The sequence below is a fragment of the Allobosea sp. BE125 genome, assembly GCF_031456075.1.
GTDB lineage: Bacteria > Pseudomonadota > Alphaproteobacteria > Rhizobiales > Beijerinckiaceae > Allobosea.
In genome coordinates, this window is sequence record NZ_JAVDTY010000007.1 from 25,201 (window position 1) to 44,485 (window position 19,285).

Genomic DNA, 19,285 nt, shown 5'->3' on the forward strand with positions numbered 1-19,285 from the left:
CGGGAACAGCCATCCCTTTCGCAGGAAAAAAGTTCCAGATGGGATGATCAGCCCGGTCGAACCCGCGCAAGCAGCAAGAACAGCGCAATCAGCCCCACTAAAGCGGCATCTCCGAATTGCGCATAGAGCGTAACGGGAGCCGCTTGCGGCAAGTTTGCATCGAGAACACCCTGTGTGCCTAGGGGCAGGCTGGCCGTGATGCGGCCATAACCATCGATCACCGCCGAGATTCCGGTATTGGCGACGCGGACCAGCGGCAGTCCTTCCTCGATGGCGCGCATCCTCGCCTGGGCCAGGTGCTGGTAAGGCCCGCTGGTCTGGCCGAACCAGCCGTCATTGGTCAGGTTGAGCATCAGGCCGGGGCGCGGGCCCTGCTGCGGCATGACCTCACCGGGGAAGATCGCCTCGTAGCAGAGCAGCGGCGCGACTGCGGGCAGGCCGCGGATCGAGAGCGGGATGTGCCGCGTGCCTGCCGCGAAGCCGCCGGGAATCGAGACGAATTCCGACAGCCCGACACTGCGGATCAAGCGTTCCAGGACCGGCGGCAGATACTCGCCGAAGGGCACGAGATGGACCTTGTCGTAGCTGGAAACGATCACGCCTTCGTCGTTCACGACCTGCACCGAATTGAAGATTGGCGGCCGGCTTTCGCCGGGCAGCGCCTCGCCCGCCCGCGCCGCGCCGGTGATCAGCGTCGTGTTCGGCGGCAAGGCTGCGGCGATGCGCTGGAGCGCCTGGGGCGAGCGGCCGAGCAGGAAGGGAAAGGCCGATTCCGGCCAGATCAGATGCGTGACGTCCTGCACGCCGAGCGTCGAGGGGCTTGTCGCCCGGTCGCTGAGCGCGAGATATTCATTCAGAATCGCCTCACCGTTGCGGGCATTGAACTTGGCATCCTGCGCCAGGTTCGGTTGCATCAACCGCAGTTTCACGCCGGCAACCTCGGGCGCCGCCGCGTCCGGGATGCGCCAGGCGCCGAAGCCGATGAGAGTGGCGAGCGTCAAGACGGCGAGGATCGGCGCGCGCCAGCGCCTCGCGCCAGCCTCGGCCGTGCCGAGCGTCGCAGGCGCCGCGCCGATCGCGACCGCCAGCAGCGTCAATCCATAGAGCCCGCCGAGCGCGGCGAATTGCGCGATGAAGCCCTGGCCGGCCAGCATCATGCCATAGACGTTCCAGGGAAAGCCGGTCAGCACATGGCCGCGCAGCCATTCGCTGACGGTCAGCGCCACGGCGAGCATGAGGATGCGTCCTGCCCCGGCCGGCCAGAGCAGCCGGGCGCTGCCGAAGGCCAGAGCCGGGAACAGGGCGAGAAAGGCCGGCAGGGCGACGACGCCGAGCGGCATCGCCCAGGCGAATTTGTCGGCCTCCACCAGGAAGGCCGCGCCCAGCCACCAGAGGCCGGCGAGGAAAAAGCCGAAGCCCCACCACCAGCCCGCCGCGAAGGCCGCCCGGAAGCGGCTCGACGCCGTGGCGCCGACGGCCCCGTCGATCAGCCAGACGGCGACGGTCATGGGCACGACGATCAGCGGCCAGAGATCGAGCGGGGGCAGGGCGAGTGCTCCGCTGGCGCCCGTAGCGAGCGCGATCAGGCGCTTGCGCCATCCCCAGGAGAGGATGATCCCGTCGGCCAGCGCGGAGAGCCGCATCAGCCGGCTTCCGCCTGCGGCGCAGCATCAGGCGCCGCCGTGCTGCGCCGGAGAATGCTGAGCCGCTTGATCCGGCGCGGATCGGCCTCGATGATCTCGAAGGACAGGCCTTCCGGCCCCTCGATCGTCTCGCCTTGGGCGGGTACGCGGCCGGCCAGCGTCACGATCAGCCCGCCCAGCGTGTCGATCTCCTCGGCAACTTCCGTATCCGAGAGATCGATGCCGGTCGCCTCCTTGAGCTCGTTCAGCGTCGCGCGCGCATCGGCGGTGAAGCGGTCCTCGCCCGTGGCGGCGATCGCGGGAGCCTCGTCGAGATCGTGCTCGTCCTCGATGTCGCCGACGACGATCTCGACGAGATCCTCCATCGAGACCAGCCCGTCCGTGCCGCCATACTCGTCGATCACGAGCGCGATATGCGTCCGTGTCGCCTGCATCTTTACGAGCAGGTCCACCGCCGGCATCGAGGGCGGGACATAGAGCACCGGGCGCAGGATCTTCGCGCTCGCCAGCGTGGTCGAGAGGTCGACCGCGGCGAGATTGTGCAGCGCCGGCTCCGACAGGCCAGGGCTCGGCTCGGCCTTGCCCTGTTCGGCGATGAATTCCAGGAAGTCGCGGATATGGACCATGCCGCGTGGGTCGTCGAGCGAATCATCGAAGACCGGCAGGCGCGAATGGCCCGCGGTCCGAAACAGCGCCAGCAATTCGTCCAGCGTCGCATCGGCGGGGACGGCGATGATGTCGGCGCGCGGCACCATCACGTCGCCGACGCGGCGTTCGCGCAGGCTGAGCACATTGGAGAGCATCACGCGCTCTTGCGCGCTCAGATCGGCCGACTGGCCGCTGTCGCGGTCCTGCGCCAGCGCTTCGGTGATGTCCTCGCGGATCGTCGCGCCGCTGCGCATGCCGAGCCGCTCGAGGAACTGGCCAAGCCAATGGGAGAGGCCACGACCGGTGGCGTCTGTCTGGGTAGATCGACTGTCGTCGCTCATGATGCTGTGGAGAGAACCAGGGTTGGGGCAAGCGGCTCGGAGTCCGCATAAGGGTCGGCGATGCCGAGCCGGGCGAGCGCTGCGATCTCGAGCGCCTCCATCCGTTCGGCCTGCGCTGTTGTTTCGTGATCCTCGCCGAGCAGGTGCAGCAGGCCGTGTATCACAAGATGGCTGACATGGTCGCCGAAATCCTTGCCCTCCTCCTGCGCCTCGCGGGCAATCGTCTCATAGGCCAGGACGATGTCGCCGAGAACCGGGCTGCTGGCGATCCGCTCAAGCGGCGCGGCCGGAAATGAGAGAACATTGGTCGGCTTGTCGAAGCCGCGCCAGTCGCGGTTGACCACGCGGATGCGCTTGTCATCGGTCATCAGCAGGCTGAGCTCGGCGCCTTCGAGCGGCGTGACAGGCGCAACGGCGAGCGCGGCCTGCGTCGCATCCGCCACGCGCTGGCGCAGATCGGCAAGCTCGCGCCAGCGTTTCGCCTGGATCCTCAGCGCCAGGGTCAACTCCAGCGCGGGCCTGTCGGCATGCGGCGCCGAGCGCCGCATGCGAGGTCGGTCGTTCATCGCGGCCGCTCCCGCGACAAGGTGCGCTTCAGGCCCTCGGTATCGTCTTCGATAGGGGGCTGGGGCTCGAGTGCGCGCAGCCGCTCCTCGCGTTCCTCGCGCTCGCGCCGGGCCGCGCCCTCATAGGCCATGACGATGCGGCGCACGAGATCGTGACGGACGACGTCGCCCTCCTCGAACTTGGCATAGCCGACGCCCTCGACGCCTGAGAGCAGCTTGACGGCTTCGATCAGGCCCGAGCGCTGGCCTGGCGGCAGGTCGATCTGCGTCGGGTCGCCGGTGATGATCATGCGCGAGCCCTCGCCGAGGCGGGTCAGGAACATCTTCATCTGGACGGAGGTCGCGTTCTGGGCCTCGTCGAGCAGCACGACGGCGTTGGTCAACGTGCGGCCGCGCATGAAGGCGAGCGGCGCGATCTCGATCATGCCGGTCTGCAGGGCGCGCTCGACATGGCGGGCCTCCATGAAGTCGTTCAGCGCGTCGTAGATCGGCCGCAGGTAAGGGTCGACCTTCTCGCGCATGTCGCCGGGCAGAAAGCCGAGCCGCTCGCCGGCCTCGACGGCCGGGCGCGACAGCACCATGCGCTCGACCACGCCCTGCTCGATCAGCGAGACGGCATGGCCGACGGCGAGCCAGGTCTTGCCGGTGCCGGCCGGGCCTTCGGCAAGCACGAGTTCATGGCGCTTGAGCTGGCGCAGATAGGCGTCCTGCGCCGCGTTGCGGGCGCGCACCGGTCCGCGCTTGCGCGTCACGATCGCGTCAAAAGAGGCCTTGCCGGCGTCGGCGGCCGGGAAGAAGGAGCGCTGCACATTGCTCTCCTCGATCGCGCCATCGACCTCGCCGAGGGTGACGGAAGCGCCGGCCTTGGCCCGCGTATAAAGCGTCTTCAGCACGCGCCCGGCCTGTTCGGCGGTCTCGCGCGGACCCCTGATGGTAATGTGGTTGCCATTGGGGCTGATCACGACGCCGAGACGCCGCTCCAGATGCGCGAGATTCTGGTCGTAATCGCCGAAGACAAGGCTCGCCAGCCGGTTGTCGTCGAAGGAGAGCAGGACCTCGGTGGCGGGCAATCCGTCGCGCGTCAGGGTCTCGACGCGTGCCGGCGTCGTCTCACGCCGTGGGCCTCGTTCCGGTCTCGGGGTCACCTGGTCAGCCTGTGCCAATAGCGTCGTCTCCCTGGCGGATGGGCCGGCCGGACAGGAGCGTGAGGCCGGGTCGTCTTGCAATGAGCCGTCTTGCAACGCGTCGTCCTGCAACATAACCGAACGCAACAATCTCAGTCTGATGACAGGCGCTGCCCTGCCTCAAGAAAATCGGGTCGGACCGGGTCGCGTTCAAGCCGCCAGCCCCTTTCTCGGAACCTCGTCCGGCCCGGCCTTGCGGCCAAACAGCGAGTTGGACCCCGCCCGCTCGATCACCACCTGGACCCGGTCGCCGATCTGATTCGACTCAGTCTCGATCTGCACAGCCTGAAGGTAGGGGGTTTTTCCCGCAAGCTGTCCGGGATGGCGACCCACACGTTCCAGCAGCACCTCGACGGTGCGGCCCACCATGGCGTGGTTGAAGGCCTGGCGGTGGTGCTCGATGCGCTCCTGCAGGCGCTGCAGGCGCTCGCTCATCACCGCGGGCGCGACCTGCTCGCCGAGATCGGCGGCGGGCGTGCCGGGGCGCGGCGAATATTTGAAGGAATAGCTCGAGGCGAAGCCGATCTCGTCGACCAGGCGCAGCGTATCCTCGAAATCGCTGTCGCTCTCGCCGGGAAAGCCGACGATGAAGTCCGAGGATAGGGCGATGTCGGGTCGCGCCGCCCGGATGCGCTCGATCAGGCGGCGGTACTCGTCGGCGGTATGCTTGCGGTTCATCGCCGCCAGAATCCGGTCCGAGCCCGCCTGCACCGGCAAATGCAGGAAGGGCATCAGTTGCGGCAGGTCGCGATGGGCGGCGATCAGATCGTCGGCCATGTCGCGCGGATGGCTCGTGGTGTAGCGGATGCGGCTGATGCCGGGCACCTCGGCGACGCGTTGCATCAAGCGCGCCAGGCCCCAGACGGCGCCGCCAGGACCTTCGCCATGACCCGGGCCTTCGCCGTGATAGGCGTTGACGTTCTGGCCGATCAGCGTGACGTCCTGCACGCCCGAGGCCGCCAATCGCTCGATCTCGGTCATGATCTGCGCGACAGGCCGCGAGAATTCCGCGCCGCGCGTATAGGGCACGACGCAGAAGGCGCAGAACTTGTCGCAGCCTTCCTGCACGGTGACGAAGGCCGAGATACCGCGCTGGCGGATCGCCTTGGGCGTGGGCGGCGGCAAATGCCCGAACTTGTCGTCGATCGGCAGGTCGGTATCGACGGTACGCCGGCTCGTGGCTTCCGCCAGCAGGGCCGGCAGGCGGTGATAGGCCTGCGGGCCGACGACGAGATCGACGGCCGGCTGCCGGCGCTGGATCTCCGCGCCTTCCGCCTGGGCGACGCAGCCGGCCACGACGATCTTCGTGTGCTGTCCGTTGGCCTTCTGCGCGACCTTCAGATCGCGCAGCTTGCCGAGCTCGGTATAGACCTTCTGCACGGCGCGGTCGCGGATATGGCAGGTGTTGAGCAGGATCAGGTCCGCGCCTTCGGGCGTCGCGGTCTCCTCATAGCCTTGTTCGCTCAGGATATCGGCCATGCGCTGCCCGTCATAGACGTTCATCTGGCAGCCGAAGGACTTGATGTGGACTTTCTTCATCGTGGCGGGTCGGGTCTCCAAACCGTCTCCTTACTCCTGATTGCGTCGCGAGGAAATGACCATGCTCCGCGAGGCGCTGATCGGCAAAGCAACAACCGAGCCAGATGGCGCGTCGCCAGCGCCGGTCAGGCGCCCTGCCGCCCGGTGACGGCGTCCCGCCGCGCCTGGCGGATCGCGGCCTCGGCCAGGCGCGTCGCCTCCTTGCGCGAGGTCCTGGCGCCCATCGCGATCGGCGCGCCCCAGACCAGTTCGACATCGATCGTACCCGCATCGAGCACGGCCTTGAGATGCGGCGCCAAGTCCTCGTCGCCATACCAGGCGAGCGCGGTGCGCTCGGCCCGGCCGCCGGCCAGGCCGTGGAAGCCGGTATAGGTGATCGTCAGCGGATAGACCGGGATGTCGCGGCCCTCGCTTTTGCCGAGCGCCTCATGCGCGGCGCCCAGCAGGGAGGAGCGCAAGGGCAGGATGCGCGTGCCGTCGCCGGTCGTCCCTTCCGCGAAGAGCACGATCGATTCGCCGGCCGCGAGCCGCGCGCCCATTTCCGCCGCCACATCGGCGGTGGCGCCGCGGCGCATCCGGTCGATGAAGACGGTGCGCTGCAGCTTTGCCAGGAAGCCGATCACCGGCCAGCCCGCGACCTCGCTCTTGGCCACGAAGGATAAGGGCCGCAAAGCCCCGATCACCGCGATGTCGAGCCAGGAGACATGGCTGGCGACGATCAGCCCCGCCGCCCCGGGCGGTGGCGGTGTGCCCCTGACGCGGCGATGCACGCCGAGGCAGCGGCAGGTGAGGCGATGGAACAGGCGCGGAATCGTGGCGCCATGGCGGGGCCCGAGCCGCATCGCGACGAGCTGCGCCGGCAGGAGCAGGAGCGCGCATACGGCCAGAGCGGCGAGCCTCAGGGTCGCGCCGGGGCGAAGTCCGTTCATGCGCCGGCGGTCCCGGTCATGCGAGATCGAGCCGCATCGTCACCGCGCCGGTGCGGCTGCCGTCGCTCTTGGCGTAGTAGTTCTTGCGCCGGCCGACCTCGCGAAAGCCGAAATGGCGGTAGAGCTGTTCGGCCGGCAAATTGCCGTCCTCGACCTCCAGATAGACATGCTGGACGCCGCTGGCGGCGAGCTGGCCGAGATGGGCGTGGAGCAGCGCCCGCCCGAGCCCGTCGCGGCGATGGGCGCGACCCACCACGATGCTGAGGATTTCGGCCTCGTCGGCCGCCTTGCGCGAGATCACGAAGCCGGCCGGGTGGGGACCGTTCCCCGCGAAGACGCCTTCGGAGATGATAGCGGGATCGGCGAGCAGCGCGGCGCATTCGCCGGGTTCCCAGCCGCGCGCGAAGCCGCCCTGGTGGTGCAGCGCCGCGACATGGCGCGCATGGCGCACGTCGAGCCGGCCGGTCCGGGCCGGGGCTGATTCGGGGTGGAGCAATCTGCGCAGCCAGTCCATGGCGCTTGATGGCACAGACTGAACCGCTGGCAAGTGCTGATTCAGCGCCGCGGCAGCCGGGCGCGATCCTGCGGCGTCGTTTCAGGCGCCTTGAGGTAGAGCGGGCGCGGCGGTGCATCCTGCGGATCGGCGATCAGTCCGAGCCGGGCGACCCAGGTCACGTCGGGCGCCCTGCTCTCGTCGAGCACCAGGGCATCGAGCCCGATCGCCCAGGCCTCGTTGGCGACCGCCATCGCGGCCGAGCCGACCAGGCTGACGGGCCCCGCCCCGATGGCGCGGGCGGCGTCACGATGGTTGACCTGACGCAGCGAGACCAATGGCTTGCCTTGCGAACTCAGCGCCTGGAACCAGACCTGGCCGTGCTTGGCGTCGAGCGCGGCCGCGATCACCCGCCCGGATTCGCGTCCGATCAAGGGGGCCGCGGTGGCGGCCAGCGTGGTGACGCCAATCGCCGGGATGCCGGCAGCGAGCGCGATGGCGCGGGCCGCGCTGATGCCGACACGCAGGCCGGTATAGCTGCCTGGACCGACGGTGACGGCGACGCGGTCGAGCGAAGCGAAGCCGCCCTCGACCGCCTTCATGACGCGCTCGACCAGCGGCATCAGCGCCTCGGCATGGCCGCGCTCCATCGCGATTTGCTCGATCGCCAGCGGCTCAGCCTGGCCGGCTTCCAGCACGCAGGCGGAACAGGCGCCGAGCGCGGTGTCGATCGCGAGGATGCGCATCGGTGTCTTTTGCCGTTTCTAGCTTCAAAAATCGAGAAACCGCGCCGTCATCCCGGACAAGAGTCCCCGGGATGACGGCGCGAGTTGTTGTGCCGAAAGTGCAAGAGCAACGTAATTCCGTTCAGACCGCCTCGACCTCGCGCACATCCGGCAGGAAGTGGCGCAGCAGGTTCTGGATGCCGTGCTTGAGCGTCGCGGTCGAGGAGGGGCAGCCCGAGCAGGAGCCCTTCATGGCGAGATAGACCGTGCCGTCCTTGAAACCACGGAAGGTGATGTCGCCGCCATCGCCGGCCACTGCCGGGCGGATCCGGGTCTCGAGCAGATCCTTGATCGTCTCGACCGTCTTGGCGTCCTCGGGTGCGAAGAACTCGCCCTCTTCGATCACATCCGCTTCCGAGCCGTTCGCGAGCACCGGCGCGCCCGACATGAAATGCTCCATGATCGCGCCTAGGATGGCGGGCTTGAGATGGGGCCATTCGCCGTCGGATTTGGTCACGGTGATGAAATCGGAGCCGAGGAAGACGCCGGAGACGCCGTTCACGCCGAACAGGCGCTGGGCCAACGGTGAGCGCTCGGCTTGCTCGGAATCACGCAATTCGAGCGTTCCGTCCGGCATCACGGTGCGGCCGGGCAGAAATTTCAGCGTGGCGGGATTGGGTGTTGCTTCGGTCTGGATGAACATGGCTAACCTCCGGCGCCGGCGGGTCAAGGCCGCCGTTCCTGCTCCCGATATAGGCCCGGCGTTGGAATCATTCCAGCAGGAAGCGCGCGCTTCGTCACGCCAGCGCGTCGATCTCCTCGTCCTCCAGATGCCCGGGCACGATCGCGACGGGGATCGGGAAGGTCGCGGCCGATTTGCCGGCGAGCGCACTGACGAGCGGCCCCGGCCCGTCGCGCCCGGCGCTGGCCGCGAGCACGAGCAGCGAGATATCCTCATCGGCCTCGATCAGCTTGACCAGCTCGTCGGCCTTCACGCCGGTGCGTACGACCTTTTCGGGCTCGAGCCCGGCGAGCGTCCGCACGGCGTTCGCCGCCGCGTCGATCAGCGCCTCGGCCTGCGCCTCGGCTTCGGCCTGCATCACCTCGCCGACGCCGAGCCAGGTCTCGTGCTCGGGCGGCGTGACCACGCCGAGCAGCACGATCGAGGCGCCGACGCGGGCGCAACGCCGCGCCGCGAAGCGCACCGCCTTGGCGCATTCCGCGCTGTCGTCGACCACCGCGAGAAATTTCGGGCGATGGCCCGCTTCATAGGACCGTCGTCGCTTGACCATTGGGATGACCTGTCGCCGCTTCGAGAATTGGGCGCCTCGGATCGTTTCGAGGCGTGTGACCGGCTCTCACTCAAAACAGAGGCGGACGATTCACGGTTCGGGATGTGTCGTCCCGAACCGATCGCGCGCCAGGAGCCGGCATGGTGAACCGCGCCGCAGCGTCAGCGCAAGCCCGCCGAGGTTGCAGCGGAAAACTCAGCGCCGCACGAAGCCGACTATGTCCTTGACGTCGGCCAGGATTGGCGCGGCGATGGCTTGCGCGCGCTCCGCCCCATTGCCGAGAATCGCGTCGATATGAGCGGGCTCGGCGAGCAGGCGGCGCATTTCGCCGGCGATGGGCGCGAGCTTGGCGACGGCGAGATCGACCAGCGCCGCCTTGAAGCCGGAGAACTGCCCGCCGCCGAACTGGCTCAGCACCTGCGCCTTGGCGACGCCTTCCAGCCCGGCATAGATGCCGACGAGGTTCTCGGCCTCGGGTCGGCCTTCCAGCCCCTTTTCCTCGGAAGGCAGCGCCTCCGCATCGGTCTTGGCCTTGCGCACCTTCTGGGCGATGGTCTCGGCATCGTCGGTCAGGTTGATCCGCGAATAATCGGACGGATCGGATTTCGACATCTTCTTCGTGCCGTCGCGCAGGCTCATGACGCGCGGCGCCGGGCCCTGCGTCATCGGTTCGGGCAGCGGGAAGAAGCCGAGATCGCCGGTGCCGAGATTCCGCTCCGCGATCTCAGCCGCAAAGTCGTTGTTGAACTTCTGGGCGATGTCGCGCGTCAGCTCAAGATGCTGCTTCTGATCCTCGCCGACGGGCACATGCGTGGCCTTGTAGAGCAGGATGTCGGCCGCCATCAGGCTCGGATAGGCGTAAAGGCCGAGCGAGGCGTTCTCGCGATCCTTGCCGGCCTTCTCCTTGAACTGGGTCATGCGGTTCATCCAGCCCAGCCGCGCGACGCAATTGCAGATCCAGGCCAGCTCGGCATGGCCGGAGACCTGGCTCTGGTTGAAGATGATGCTTTTCTTGGTGTCGATGCCGGCCGCGACATAGGCGGCCGTGACCTCGCGGATCGCCCGCTTCAGGTCGGCGGGGTCCTGCCACATGGTGATCGCGTGCATGTCGACGACGCAATAGATGCATTCATGCGTCTGCTGCATCGCGACCCAGTTGGTCAGCGCGCCCAGATAATTGCCGAGATGCAGCGTCGAAGTCGGCTGCATGCCTGAGAAGACGCGCTGGTGAAAGGTCGCCATCGGGCGCTCCGTGATCACGAACGAGGAAAAGGAGGGGGGCTTCTGGCTCAAGCCCGCCGCTTGCGCAAGTAGCGCGGCAGGGGGAACGCACCAAAGGCGCCCAGCAGCCAGCCGGCAGCGCCATAGGAAAAGGCTCCCCCAGTGCACAGAGCCGCCAGCCCCGCGACCCGCCAGAGTGTCGATTGCGTCGGCGCCAGCCTGGCGGCAAGCAGGGATGAAAGAACCAAAAGAACGCCCAGCATGATGGCGCTGGCCGCAAGGCTGGCGAGGATAGGGCGCAGATTAGCAACGCTGGGGCGCCAGATTCCGTCACGCAGCAGTGCAATGCCAAGCAGCACCGCCTGCGCCAGGAAGGCCAGGCTCGCCGCGCAGGCCGCCATCTGGGCCGCGTTGCCGTCTCCGGCCAACGCATAGCCGGCAAGCGCCGCGACGAGGACAGCAAGACACCCCGTCAGCAAGGGCAGGCGTGGTGTCTGACGGGCGAAATAGACCTGTCCGAAGACTTTCGCGATGACGGCGAAGGGCAGGCCGAGCGCAAAGCCTGCGAGCGCGGCGGCGGTGCGGGCGCGATCCTCCGCGCCGAAGCGGCCATGCTCGAACAGCACGGAGACGATCGGCTCCGCCAGCACGAAAAGGGCGAGCGCCGCCGGCAGCGCCAGCGCCAGGCCGAGCGCCAGCGCCTGTCCAAGCCGGGTGTCCGGCCCGCTCGCCTGCGCCGAATCGGCCATTTCGGACAAGACGACCGTGCCCATCGCCACCCCGACGAAGCCGAGCGGCAGCTGGAAGACGCGGTCGGCATAATACAGCGCGGCGACCGAGCCTGGCTCGGCGGAGGCGATTTGCGTCGCCACCAGCAGCACGAGCTGCGCGGTCGAGGCCGCCAGCAAGGTCGCGCCGCCGGTCCGGACCAGCCGTGCCATCTCCGGCGACCAGCGCAGGCTCGGGCGCACAAGACCGGTCTTGCGCAGAGCGAACAGGATCAGGCCGAGATGGGCGAGCCCGGTCAGGCTGACCAGGATGGCTTGCGACTGCGCCGCAAGCTCGGCCTCCAGGCCGCGCGCCAGCGAGACCATGAGGAAGCCGACCAGAAGCGCGTTCATCAGTGCCGGCGCGAGCGCGGCCAGCGTGAAGCGCTTCTCCGCATTGAGTACTGCCGCCAGCATGGCGGCCAGCGTCGTCAGCAGCAGGAAGGGCAGCATCAGCCTCGTGTAATGCGCGGCGAGCGCGAGCGTCTGCGGCTCCTCCGCGAAGCCGCCGGCCAAGCCCAGCACGACCCAGGGTGCGAAAATCTCTCCGAGCACGACCAGGCTAAGCAGCAGCAAGCCGAGATGTCCGGTCGCCTCAGCGGTGAACCGCCTGGCCGCCTGCTCTCCGCGCCCCGCCTTGATGGCGAGATAGAGCGGCACGAAGGGCGCGTTCAACCCGCCTTCGCCGAGCACGCGCCGCACCAGATTGGGCAGGCGCAGCGCGGCGAGAAAGGCGTCGGCCACCGGGCCTGCGCCCAGTAACCTTGCGATCAGCACATCGCGGGCGAAGCCGAGCAGGCGCGACAGGATCGTCGCCGCGCCGACGACAGCCGAATCCCGAGCGAGGCGGGAGGGCGCTTGGTTACCGTCGAAGGAGGGTTCCGATACCATCTCGCCTGTCGAAGCTCGGTTCGCGCCGGCTTGCTCCCCGGCAGCGCCGCTTCTCATGACACGTTGTCATCTGGAAATGGAGAGCGGCCTTTCGCGTCCTGCTCCGCCGCCGGACCGTTGCGGCCCGGCGCTGCGTCGCCTGTCAACTCAGCGGCGGAAAGCCGCACCAGAACATCGCGCCTTTTGCCGTATCGACGCTCCGCTTGCCGGCGAAGGTCAGCTTCCCGTCGGTTCCGATCGTAAAGGCGGTCAGCGTCGCGGCGGTGGTCGAGATGTCGTTGCCGGACGCGACGTCCATCGGCGCGACGCTGGCGGCGACGAGCGTCTTGCCGGTCGAATCGATCGTGAAGGTGCGCACGTGATAGCTTTGCGTGTCGAGCGCTTGGATGAGTTTCGGCTCGCCGCTCTTCTGATCGATGGCGAAGACGGCGATGCTGTTCTCGCCGCCGACAAAGACCTTCTTGCCGTTCAGATCCGTCTTTCCGTCGGCACGGTTCGACAGGTAGAGGAAGCGGCCGTCGCGTGAGACGTGGATCGCGCCGGCGGCCTGGCCTGGCCGGACCTTGCCTGGCTCGGCGAGCGTCGTCTTGACGAAAGCCGGTACGGTGGAAAGCCGATCACCGGCGCCGATGACGAAGGTCTGGAGCTGGTTTTCCCGCTCCATCGCGACATAGACCCAGGGCTTGCTCGGATGGAAGTCGACATGGCGCGGGCCGAAGCCATAGCCGTCGCCGGGCGCCACCGACTGTTTGTCGGCGAGCCGGCCCTTGTCGAAGGAAAAGAGTTTCAGCGCGCCGGGATCCTCCGGCTTGCCGCCGGCAGCGTCATTGCCGCGGGTGACGAGCAAGGCGGCGCGATTCGAGGGCAACATGCGTAGCTGATGCGCATAGATGCCGGTATCGAGCTTGCCGTCCTGCTTGACCGCGTCGCCGACGGTGCCGTCCGCGCTGATGGGGTGGACGGTGAGGTTCGACGGGCCGTTATAGGCGACGAGCAGGAAGCCGCCGGTGTGGTCGACCGAAATATTGATCGGTCGCGAGCCCAGCAGCTTGGGTTGGCCGATCATCGTCAGCTTGCCGCTGCCGGGCGCGATGGCAAAGGCGGTAACGTGATGGAGGTCGTCCGTGGTCGAGGTGAAGCGGTTGCTCGACGCCACATAGGCGATCGGCTTCCTTGGGTGCTGCCAGACATATTGGATCGCGGCTGGGACGCTGACCGTGCTGCCCTCGACCGGCGCGATCGTCGCGCCGCCGACCGTGTATTGCGTCAGCTCCGGCCCCACTGCGACGTAGAGCATCGTGTTGCCACCCGTTTGCGCAAAAGCCCCGCCGCCGAAGGCGGTTGCCGCCAGGCTGGCCGTTGCCAACATATTGAAATGCCTGCGTGTCGTCTTCATCCCGGTCCCCCCTTTTCGTTCGCCTCTATCCGAGGCTGAACACGCTGTTTTCGTTCGCGCGGCCCGAGAACAGGCGGCACGACATCCCAGCTATTTGTTGACGTGGTCATGGCTTCATTGGCCAAGCCGCGCGAGGCGACAATATCAAACAGTTTCAGATTTGAAATCTGAAATTTCAACTCATTTGGGCGCATCCAAGGGCGGCGGCCATCCATCACGGCACCTGCGGGTGGGCTCAACTGCACACCCGCACAGCGACGGCGAGATTGGCGCCTGATTGATCGTCAGTTCGTGCCCGAGGGTCTCGATCGCTCCATGCGCCGCAGCGCGGCTCGGTGAGCGGCTCAGAGAATGAACCGGCTCAGATCGGCGTTCTTCGCGAGATCGCCGATGCGCGCCTCGACATAAGCTCCATCGATCGTGATCGTGTCGCCGGAGCGGTCAGGCGCGGTGAAGGAAATCTCGTCCAGAATACGCTCGATCACGGTCTGCAGGCGCCGCGCGCCGATGTTCTCGACCGTCGAATTCACATCCACCGCGATGCGCGCGATTGCGTCGATCGCGTCCGGCGTGAACGTCACGGTGACCTCCTCGGTCGCCATCAGCGCGACCGTCTGCTTGATCAGGCTCGCTTCCGTCTCGGTCAGGATGCGCTTGAAATCCTCGACATCGAGCGGCTGCAATTCGACGCGGATCGGCAGGCGGCCCTGCAGTTCCGGCAAGAGGTCCGAGGGCCGCGAGACGTGGAAGGCGCCCGACGCGATGAACAGGATATGGTCGCTCTTCACCGCGCCATGCTTGGTCGCGACCGTCGTGCCCTCGATCAGCGGCAAGAGATCGCGCTGCACGCCCTCGCGCGAGACATCGGCCCCGCCCTTGCCTTCGCGGGCGCAGATCTTGTCGATCTCGTCGAGGAAGACGATGCCGTTGTTCTCGACCTCGCGGATCGCGGCCTGCACGATCGCCTCCTGGTCGATCAGCTTGTCGCTCTCCTCGGTCAGGAGTGGGCCATAGGCGTCCTTGACCAGCACGCGCCTCGGCTTGCCCTTCTGGCCGAAGGCCTTTCCGAACATGTCGCTGAGATTGATCGCGCCGATCGAGGCACCCGGCATGCCGGGCAGCTCGAACATCGGCGCGGCGGAGCCGCCGCCCGAGGCGATCTCGACCTCGATCTCCTTCTCGTCGAGCTCATTGGCGCGCAGCTTGCGGCGGAAGCTGTCGCGTGTGGCGGGGCTCGCGGTCGAGCCGACCAGCGCATCGAGCACGCGCTCCTCGGCGGCGATATGGGCTTTGGCCTGCACGTCCTTGCGCCGGCTCTCGCGCACCAGCCCGATCGCGACCTCGACGAGATCGCGCACGATCGATTCGACATCGCGGCCGACATAGCCGACCTCGGTGAACTTGGTCGCCTCGACCTTGAGGAAGGGCGCGCCGGCAAGCTTGGCGAGGCGGCGCGCGATCTCGGTCTTGCCGCAGCCGGTCGGTCCGATCATCAGGATGTTCTTAGGCGAAACCTCCTCGCGCAGCGGCCCTTCGAGCTGCTGCCGGCGCCAGCGATTGCGCAATGCGATGGCGACAGCGCGCTTGGCGTCATTCTGGCCGACGATGAAACGGTCGAGTTCGGAGACGATCTCGCGGGGAGAGAAGGAGGTCATGTCAGGGTTGTATCCTGCTGAAACTGCATGATGAGCACGCCATCCGTGCGACCTTCGAGATGCGGCACGGGGCGGAAACCGGCTTTGGCGTAGGACGCGACGGCGCGGGTATTGGCCGGGTCAGGGTCGATGATGATGGTGCGATGGCCTTCCGCCTGCAACATCGCGACGAAACAGCGGATCGCGCTGGAGCCGATGCCCTGCGACAGGCGCGCGCCGTCTGCCAGGGAGAGATCGACGCCGACCGCATCGGACGGCAGCTCCATCAGCCATGGGTGATCGGCGGCCCAGGCCGGAGTCTGGTGCGGGCCCACCTCCCAGACCTGGATATAGCCGGCAGCCGTACCGGCGACATGGAAAATGAAGGGGCGGCAGGTCGTGTCGCGGCCTTCGATCATGTCGCGGATATAGCCCAGTTCGATCTCAGGCTCGCCCCACCACTCGCGCCAATGCGGGCGCGTCAGCCAATCGGCAAGCATCGGCAGGTCGGCGAGCTTTACCGGCCTGAACACGATCTCGTCCGGAGCGGGCCCCCTCACGCCGAGCGCTACCATCGTCTGTTGCCTGGCAGGGACGCCATTCCAAATTCGGCGTCACCCGCTCCGTACCGAAGCCGTAAATCCGTCAGCTCCCGAAAGAACGCCGCGTTCACGCCGCCTCCAGCGTCTCGATGACGAGCGAGTGGTTGGTGTAGACGCAGATGTCGCCGGCGATCTTCATCGCCTTGCGCACGATCGCTTCGGGATCCGGTTCGATATCGATCAGCGCGCGCGCGGCCGAGAGCGCGTAATTGCCGCCCGAGCCGATCGCCATCACCGAGCCATGTTCGCTCGCTTCCGGCTCCAGCACGTCGCCGGTACCCGAGATCAGGAGCGAGACCTCCTTGTCGGCGACGAGCAGCATCGCCTCCAGCCGGCGCAGATAGCGGTCGGTTCGCCAGTCCTTGGCAAGCTCGACGCAGGCGCGCAGCAATTGGGTCGGGTATTGCTCGAGCTTTGTCTCCAATCGCTCGAACAGCGTGAAGGCATCGGCCGTGGCGCCCGCGAAGCCCGCGATCACTGCGCCCTTGGCGAGGCGGCGCACTTTTTTCGCATTGCCCTTCATGATGGTCTGGCCGAGCGAGACCTGGCCGTCGCCGCCGATCACGACCTTGCCGCCCTTGCGGACCATCAGGATGGTGGTGGCGTGCATCACGGGGGCGTTGCTAGCGTCTGACATTGCGATTCGGTCTCGGCCTCAGGACAAGCGGAAGCCGCCAACATGTTCAGGCTGGAGCCCGGTATCAAGGGCAAGCTAGCGAAACGCTGGACCGGCTGCGACCAGATGAGCCTCTCCCGTCATGGTCGGGCTTGTCCCGACCATCCACGTCGTCCCTTGTCGAGGCTGGTGTTCAAGACGTGGATGCTCGCCACAAGGGCGAGCATGACGGCTGGTGCTCCGATCACGATGGCCTTCGCCGTGCCTGCCTGCTAAAGCGGGCGAAATTCCGCAAACAACAGAGGCCGGCATGCGTTCTGGCGAAGTGAAGCGCCGCACCAATGAGACCGACATCGCGGTCAAGCTCGTGCTCGACGGCACCGGCAAGGCTGAGATTGCGACCGGCGTCGGCTTCTTCGACCATATGCTCGACCTGTTCGCCCGCCATTCGCTGATCGACACCACGGTCACGGTCAAGGGCGACACCCATATCGACGACCACCATTCGGTCGAGGATGCCGGCATCGCGCTGGGCGAGGCGCTTCGCCAAGCGCTCGGCGACAAGAAGGGCATTCGCCGCTATGCCGACGTGCATCTGCCGATGGATGAGACGCTGACCCGCGTCGCGGTCGATGTCTCCGGCCGGCCCTTCCTCGTCTTCCGCACGCAGTTCAAGGCGGAGAAGATCGGCAGCTTCGACACCGAATTGGTGCGCGAGTTCTTCCAGGCTTTCGCGATGAATGCCGGCATCACGCTGCATGTCGAGACGCTTTATGGCGACAACGCCCATCATATCGCCGAGAGCTGCTTCAAGGGTCTGGCGCGCGCCTTGCGGCAGGCGCTCGAGGTCGATCCGCGCGAGGGCGGCCGCGTGCCCTCGACCAAGGGCGCTCTCTGAGGAGACGACGATGGCGTTCTATACCGTGATGATCCCGCCGCCCGGCTCCGGCGGTCCGCGCGAGGAAATCGAGCAGGCGCGCCTGCTGCCGGAGACCTTTACCTGGTCAGCCTTTGTGCTGAGCGGGTTCTGGCTGCTGATCAACCGGCTCTGGCTGGCGACTGCTATTTTAGCGCTTATCTGGGGCGGGCTGTTCTATGTGCAGAGCCGCTTCGGCCTCAGCAGCGGCGCCTTGATCCTTGCGCATTGGGCGCTGGCGCTGTTCCTCGGCTTCGAGGGCCAGAACCTGATCGCCCGCAAGCTCGCGCGCCGGGGCTGGCGGCTGGCCGATGTCGTCGAGGCGCGGGGACTGCCCGAGGCCGAGCGGCGCTATTTCGAGCGTGCCTTGGCCGGCGAGGTCGCGCCGCCGCGCGCGGCCCCTGTTGCACCCGCACGCCAGCAGCCTGCAGCCTCGCTGCCGATCATCGGCCTGTTCCCGGAGGCGCGGGGCCGATGAGCCAGCTCGTCACCATCATCGACTACGGCTCGGGCAATCTGCACTCGGCCGCCAAGGCTTTCGAGCGCGCGGCGACCGAGTCCGGGCTCAATGCGACCATCCGCGTCACCAGCGACACCGCCGAGGTGCGGCGGGCCGATCGCATCGTGCTGCCTGGTGTCGGCGCCTTCGCCGATTGCCGGCGCGGGCTCGATGCTGTGCCGGGCATGGTTGAGACCCTCGAGGAGGTCGTCCGGCGGAAGCAGCGGCCTTTCCTGGGCATCTGCGTCGGTATGCAGCTTCTGGCCTCGCGCGGGCTCGAATACACGGTGACGCAGGGCCTTGGCTGGATTCCGGGCGATGTCGCGCTGATCGTGCCCGACGATGACAGCCTCAAGATCCCGCATATGGGCTGGAACACCCTGCACAAGCAGGACGAGCATGCGCTGCTCGACGGCATCGAGACCGGGCCGGAAGGACTGCATGCCTATTTCGTGCACTCCTATGCGCTGACGCCCGAGCGGCCGCAGGATGTGCTGGCGCTGACCGAGCATGGCGGCCCCGTCACCGCGATGGTGGCGCGCGGAAACGTTGCCGGCACGCAGTTCCATCCCGAAAAGAGCCAGAAGCTCGGCTTGAAGCTGATCGCCAATTTCCTCAGGTGGACGCCGTGATTCTCTTTCCCGCCATCGATCTCAAGGATGGCCAGTGCGTCCGCCTCAAACAGGGCGACATGGGCCAGGCCACCGTCTTCAATGACGATCCGGCGGCTCAAGCAGCCGCCTTCCAGGCCCAGGGCTTCCACTGGCTGCATGTCGTGGATCTCGACGGCGCCTTCGCCGGCAAGCCGATGAATGCGGCCGCTGTCGAGGCGATCCTCGCCCGCGTCGCCTTCCCGGTGCAGCTCGGCGGCGGCATCCGCGACATGGCGACTGTCGAGGGCTGGCTGAAGAAGGGTGTGCGCCGCGTCATCATCGGCACGGCCGCGGTGCGCGATCCCGGCTTCGTCAAGGAAGCGGCAAAGGCCTTTCCCGGCCAGGTCGCGGTCGGCATCGATGCGCGCGACGGCTATGTCGCGGTCGAGGGCTGGGCCGAGACCTCGGCGCTGGCGGCAGATGATCTCGGCCGCCGCTTCGAGGATGCCGGCGTCGCGGCGATCGTCTACACCGACATCGCCCGCGACGGCATGCTCCAGGGCATCAATTGGGACGGCACCATCGCGCTGGCGAAGGCCTTGACGATCCCGGTCATCGCCTCGGGCGGGCTTGCCTCCATGGCCGATATCGAGCGGCTCTGTGCGCCCGATGCGGCCATCCTGGAGGGCGCGATCACGGGCCGGGCGCTCTATGACGGGCGGATCGACCCGGCTGCGGCGCTGGCGCGGGTGGCGAAGGCCGCAAGCGTGTCGGCGGCCTGAGCCGCCGA

General features: G+C 67.3%; 21 protein-coding genes. 4 read left to right on the forward strand and 17 right to left on the reverse strand.

The window, feature by feature from the left end:
- Window positions 1-47: 47 nt before the first annotated feature.
- The 17 genes from lnt to hslV all read right to left on the reverse strand — a co-directional run bounded on the left by lnt (window position 48) and on the right by hslV (window position 16,508).
- On the reverse strand, window positions 48-1,643 hold the full coding sequence (lnt, locus tag J2Y55_RS16475) for an apolipoprotein N-acyltransferase (protein ID WP_310155410.1): 1,596 nt from the start codon (window positions 1,641-1,643) through the stop codon (window positions 48-50).
- Window positions 1,643-2,632: a hemolysin family protein gene (locus J2Y55_RS16480; protein WP_404978946.1), complete on the reverse strand. Its 990-nt coding sequence runs from the start codon at window positions 2,630-2,632 to the stop codon at window positions 1,643-1,645. The genes lnt and J2Y55_RS16480 overlap by 1 nt, the downstream gene beginning before the upstream one ends.
- Window positions 2,629-3,198, reverse strand: a complete 570-nt coding sequence (ybeY, locus tag J2Y55_RS16485) for an rRNA maturation RNase YbeY (protein WP_310155413.1) — start codon at window positions 3,196-3,198, stop codon at window positions 2,629-2,631. The genes J2Y55_RS16480 and ybeY overlap by 4 nt, the downstream gene beginning before the upstream one ends.
- Window positions 3,195-4,343, reverse strand: coding sequence for a PhoH family protein (locus J2Y55_RS16490; protein ID WP_404978947.1), 1,149 nt, complete (start codon window positions 4,341-4,343; stop codon window positions 3,195-3,197). Before J2Y55_RS16490 ends, ybeY begins: the two co-directional genes overlap by 4 nt.
- A gap of 189 nt (window positions 4,344-4,532) precedes the next feature.
- On the reverse strand, window positions 4,533-5,921 hold the full coding sequence (gene miaB / locus J2Y55_RS16495) for a tRNA (N6-isopentenyl adenosine(37)-C2)-methylthiotransferase MiaB (RefSeq protein WP_310155416.1): 1,389 nt from the start codon (window positions 5,919-5,921) through the stop codon (window positions 4,533-4,535).
- A 125-nt stretch (window positions 5,922-6,046) separates the two neighbouring features.
- Window positions 6,047-6,850, reverse strand: coding sequence for a lysophospholipid acyltransferase family protein (locus J2Y55_RS16500; RefSeq protein WP_310155418.1), 804 nt, complete (start codon window positions 6,848-6,850; stop codon window positions 6,047-6,049).
- A gap of 16 nt (window positions 6,851-6,866) precedes the next feature.
- Window positions 6,867-7,364 carry a GNAT family N-acetyltransferase gene (locus tag J2Y55_RS16505; RefSeq protein WP_069689119.1) on the reverse strand — a complete coding sequence of 166 codons (498 nt, stop codon included), beginning with the start codon at window positions 7,362-7,364 and terminating at the stop codon, window positions 6,867-6,869.
- Between the two features lie 41 nt (window positions 7,365-7,405).
- On the reverse strand, window positions 7,406-8,089 hold the full coding sequence (gene tsaB / locus J2Y55_RS16510; protein WP_310155424.1) for a tRNA (adenosine(37)-N6)-threonylcarbamoyltransferase complex dimerization subunit type 1 TsaB: 684 nt from the start codon (window positions 8,087-8,089) through the stop codon (window positions 7,406-7,408).
- Window positions 8,090-8,210: 121 nt separating this feature from the next.
- Complete coding sequence (locus J2Y55_RS16515) at window positions 8,211-8,771, reverse strand: NifU family protein (protein ID WP_069689120.1); 561 nt, start codon at window positions 8,769-8,771, stop codon at window positions 8,211-8,213.
- Between the two features lie 94 nt (window positions 8,772-8,865).
- Window positions 8,866-9,360, reverse strand: a complete 495-nt coding sequence (locus tag J2Y55_RS16520) for a universal stress protein (protein WP_092172589.1) — start codon at window positions 9,358-9,360, stop codon at window positions 8,866-8,868.
- A 195-nt stretch (window positions 9,361-9,555) separates the two neighbouring features.
- Entirely contained in the window at window positions 9,556-10,602 is a 1,047-nt protein-coding gene (gene trpS / locus J2Y55_RS16525; protein WP_310155430.1) for a tryptophan--tRNA ligase, read from the reverse strand.
- Window positions 10,603-10,649: 47 nt separating this feature from the next.
- The gene (gene murJ / locus J2Y55_RS16530) at window positions 10,650-12,239 is read right to left on the reverse strand and encodes a murein biosynthesis integral membrane protein MurJ (RefSeq protein WP_310155433.1); all 1,590 of its coding nucleotides are present in this window, start codon (window positions 12,237-12,239) and stop codon (window positions 10,650-10,652) included.
- Between the two features lie 142 nt (window positions 12,240-12,381).
- Complete coding sequence (locus J2Y55_RS16535) at window positions 12,382-13,635, reverse strand: lactonase family protein (protein ID WP_310155436.1); 1,254 nt, start codon at window positions 13,633-13,635, stop codon at window positions 12,382-12,384.
- The gene (locus J2Y55_RS16540) at window positions 13,632-13,850 is read right to left on the reverse strand and encodes a hypothetical protein (protein ID WP_310155440.1); all 219 of its coding nucleotides are present in this window, start codon (window positions 13,848-13,850) and stop codon (window positions 13,632-13,634) included. The genes J2Y55_RS16535 and J2Y55_RS16540 overlap by 4 nt, the downstream gene beginning before the upstream one ends.
- A 129-nt stretch (window positions 13,851-13,979) precedes the next feature.
- Window positions 13,980-15,290, reverse strand: a complete 1,311-nt coding sequence (gene hslU / locus J2Y55_RS16545; protein ID WP_310155443.1) for an ATP-dependent protease ATPase subunit HslU — start codon at window positions 15,288-15,290, stop codon at window positions 13,980-13,982.
- The gene (locus J2Y55_RS16550) at window positions 15,287-15,844 is read right to left on the reverse strand and encodes a GNAT family N-acetyltransferase (RefSeq protein WP_310155446.1); all 558 of its coding nucleotides are present in this window, start codon (window positions 15,842-15,844) and stop codon (window positions 15,287-15,289) included. Before J2Y55_RS16550 ends, hslU begins: the two co-directional genes overlap by 4 nt.
- Window positions 15,845-15,938: 94 nt before the next feature.
- Window positions 15,939-16,508, reverse strand: a complete 570-nt coding sequence (gene hslV / locus J2Y55_RS16555; protein ID WP_310155449.1) for an ATP-dependent protease subunit HslV — start codon at window positions 16,506-16,508, stop codon at window positions 15,939-15,941.
- Between the two features lie 289 nt (window positions 16,509-16,797).
- Here hslV and hisB point away from each other — a divergent pair, with 289 nt between their 5' ends.
- The 4 genes from hisB to hisA are packed head-to-tail and all read left to right on the forward strand — an operon-like array spanning window position 16,798 to window position 19,277.
- Window positions 16,798-17,385 carry an imidazoleglycerol-phosphate dehydratase HisB gene (hisB, locus tag J2Y55_RS16560; protein WP_310155452.1) on the forward strand — a complete coding sequence of 196 codons (588 nt, stop codon included), beginning with the start codon at window positions 16,798-16,800 and terminating at the stop codon, window positions 17,383-17,385.
- A gap of 10 nt (window positions 17,386-17,395) precedes the next feature.
- Window positions 17,396-17,881, forward strand: a complete 486-nt coding sequence (locus J2Y55_RS16565) for a DUF2628 domain-containing protein (protein ID WP_310155455.1) — start codon at window positions 17,396-17,398, stop codon at window positions 17,879-17,881.
- A complete protein-coding gene (gene hisH / locus J2Y55_RS16570) occupies window positions 17,878-18,534 on the forward strand; it encodes an imidazole glycerol phosphate synthase subunit HisH (RefSeq protein ID WP_310155457.1) in 657 nt (218 codons plus the stop codon). The genes J2Y55_RS16565 and hisH overlap by 4 nt, the downstream gene beginning before the upstream one ends.
- Window positions 18,522-19,277 carry a 1-(5-phosphoribosyl)-5-[(5-phosphoribosylamino)methylideneamino]imidazole-4-carboxamide isomerase gene (gene hisA, locus J2Y55_RS16575; RefSeq protein WP_310155460.1) on the forward strand — a complete coding sequence of 252 codons (756 nt, stop codon included), beginning with the start codon at window positions 18,522-18,524 and terminating at the stop codon, window positions 19,275-19,277. Before hisH ends, hisA begins: the two co-directional genes overlap by 13 nt.
- The last annotated feature ends 8 nt before the right edge of the window (window positions 19,278-19,285 follow it).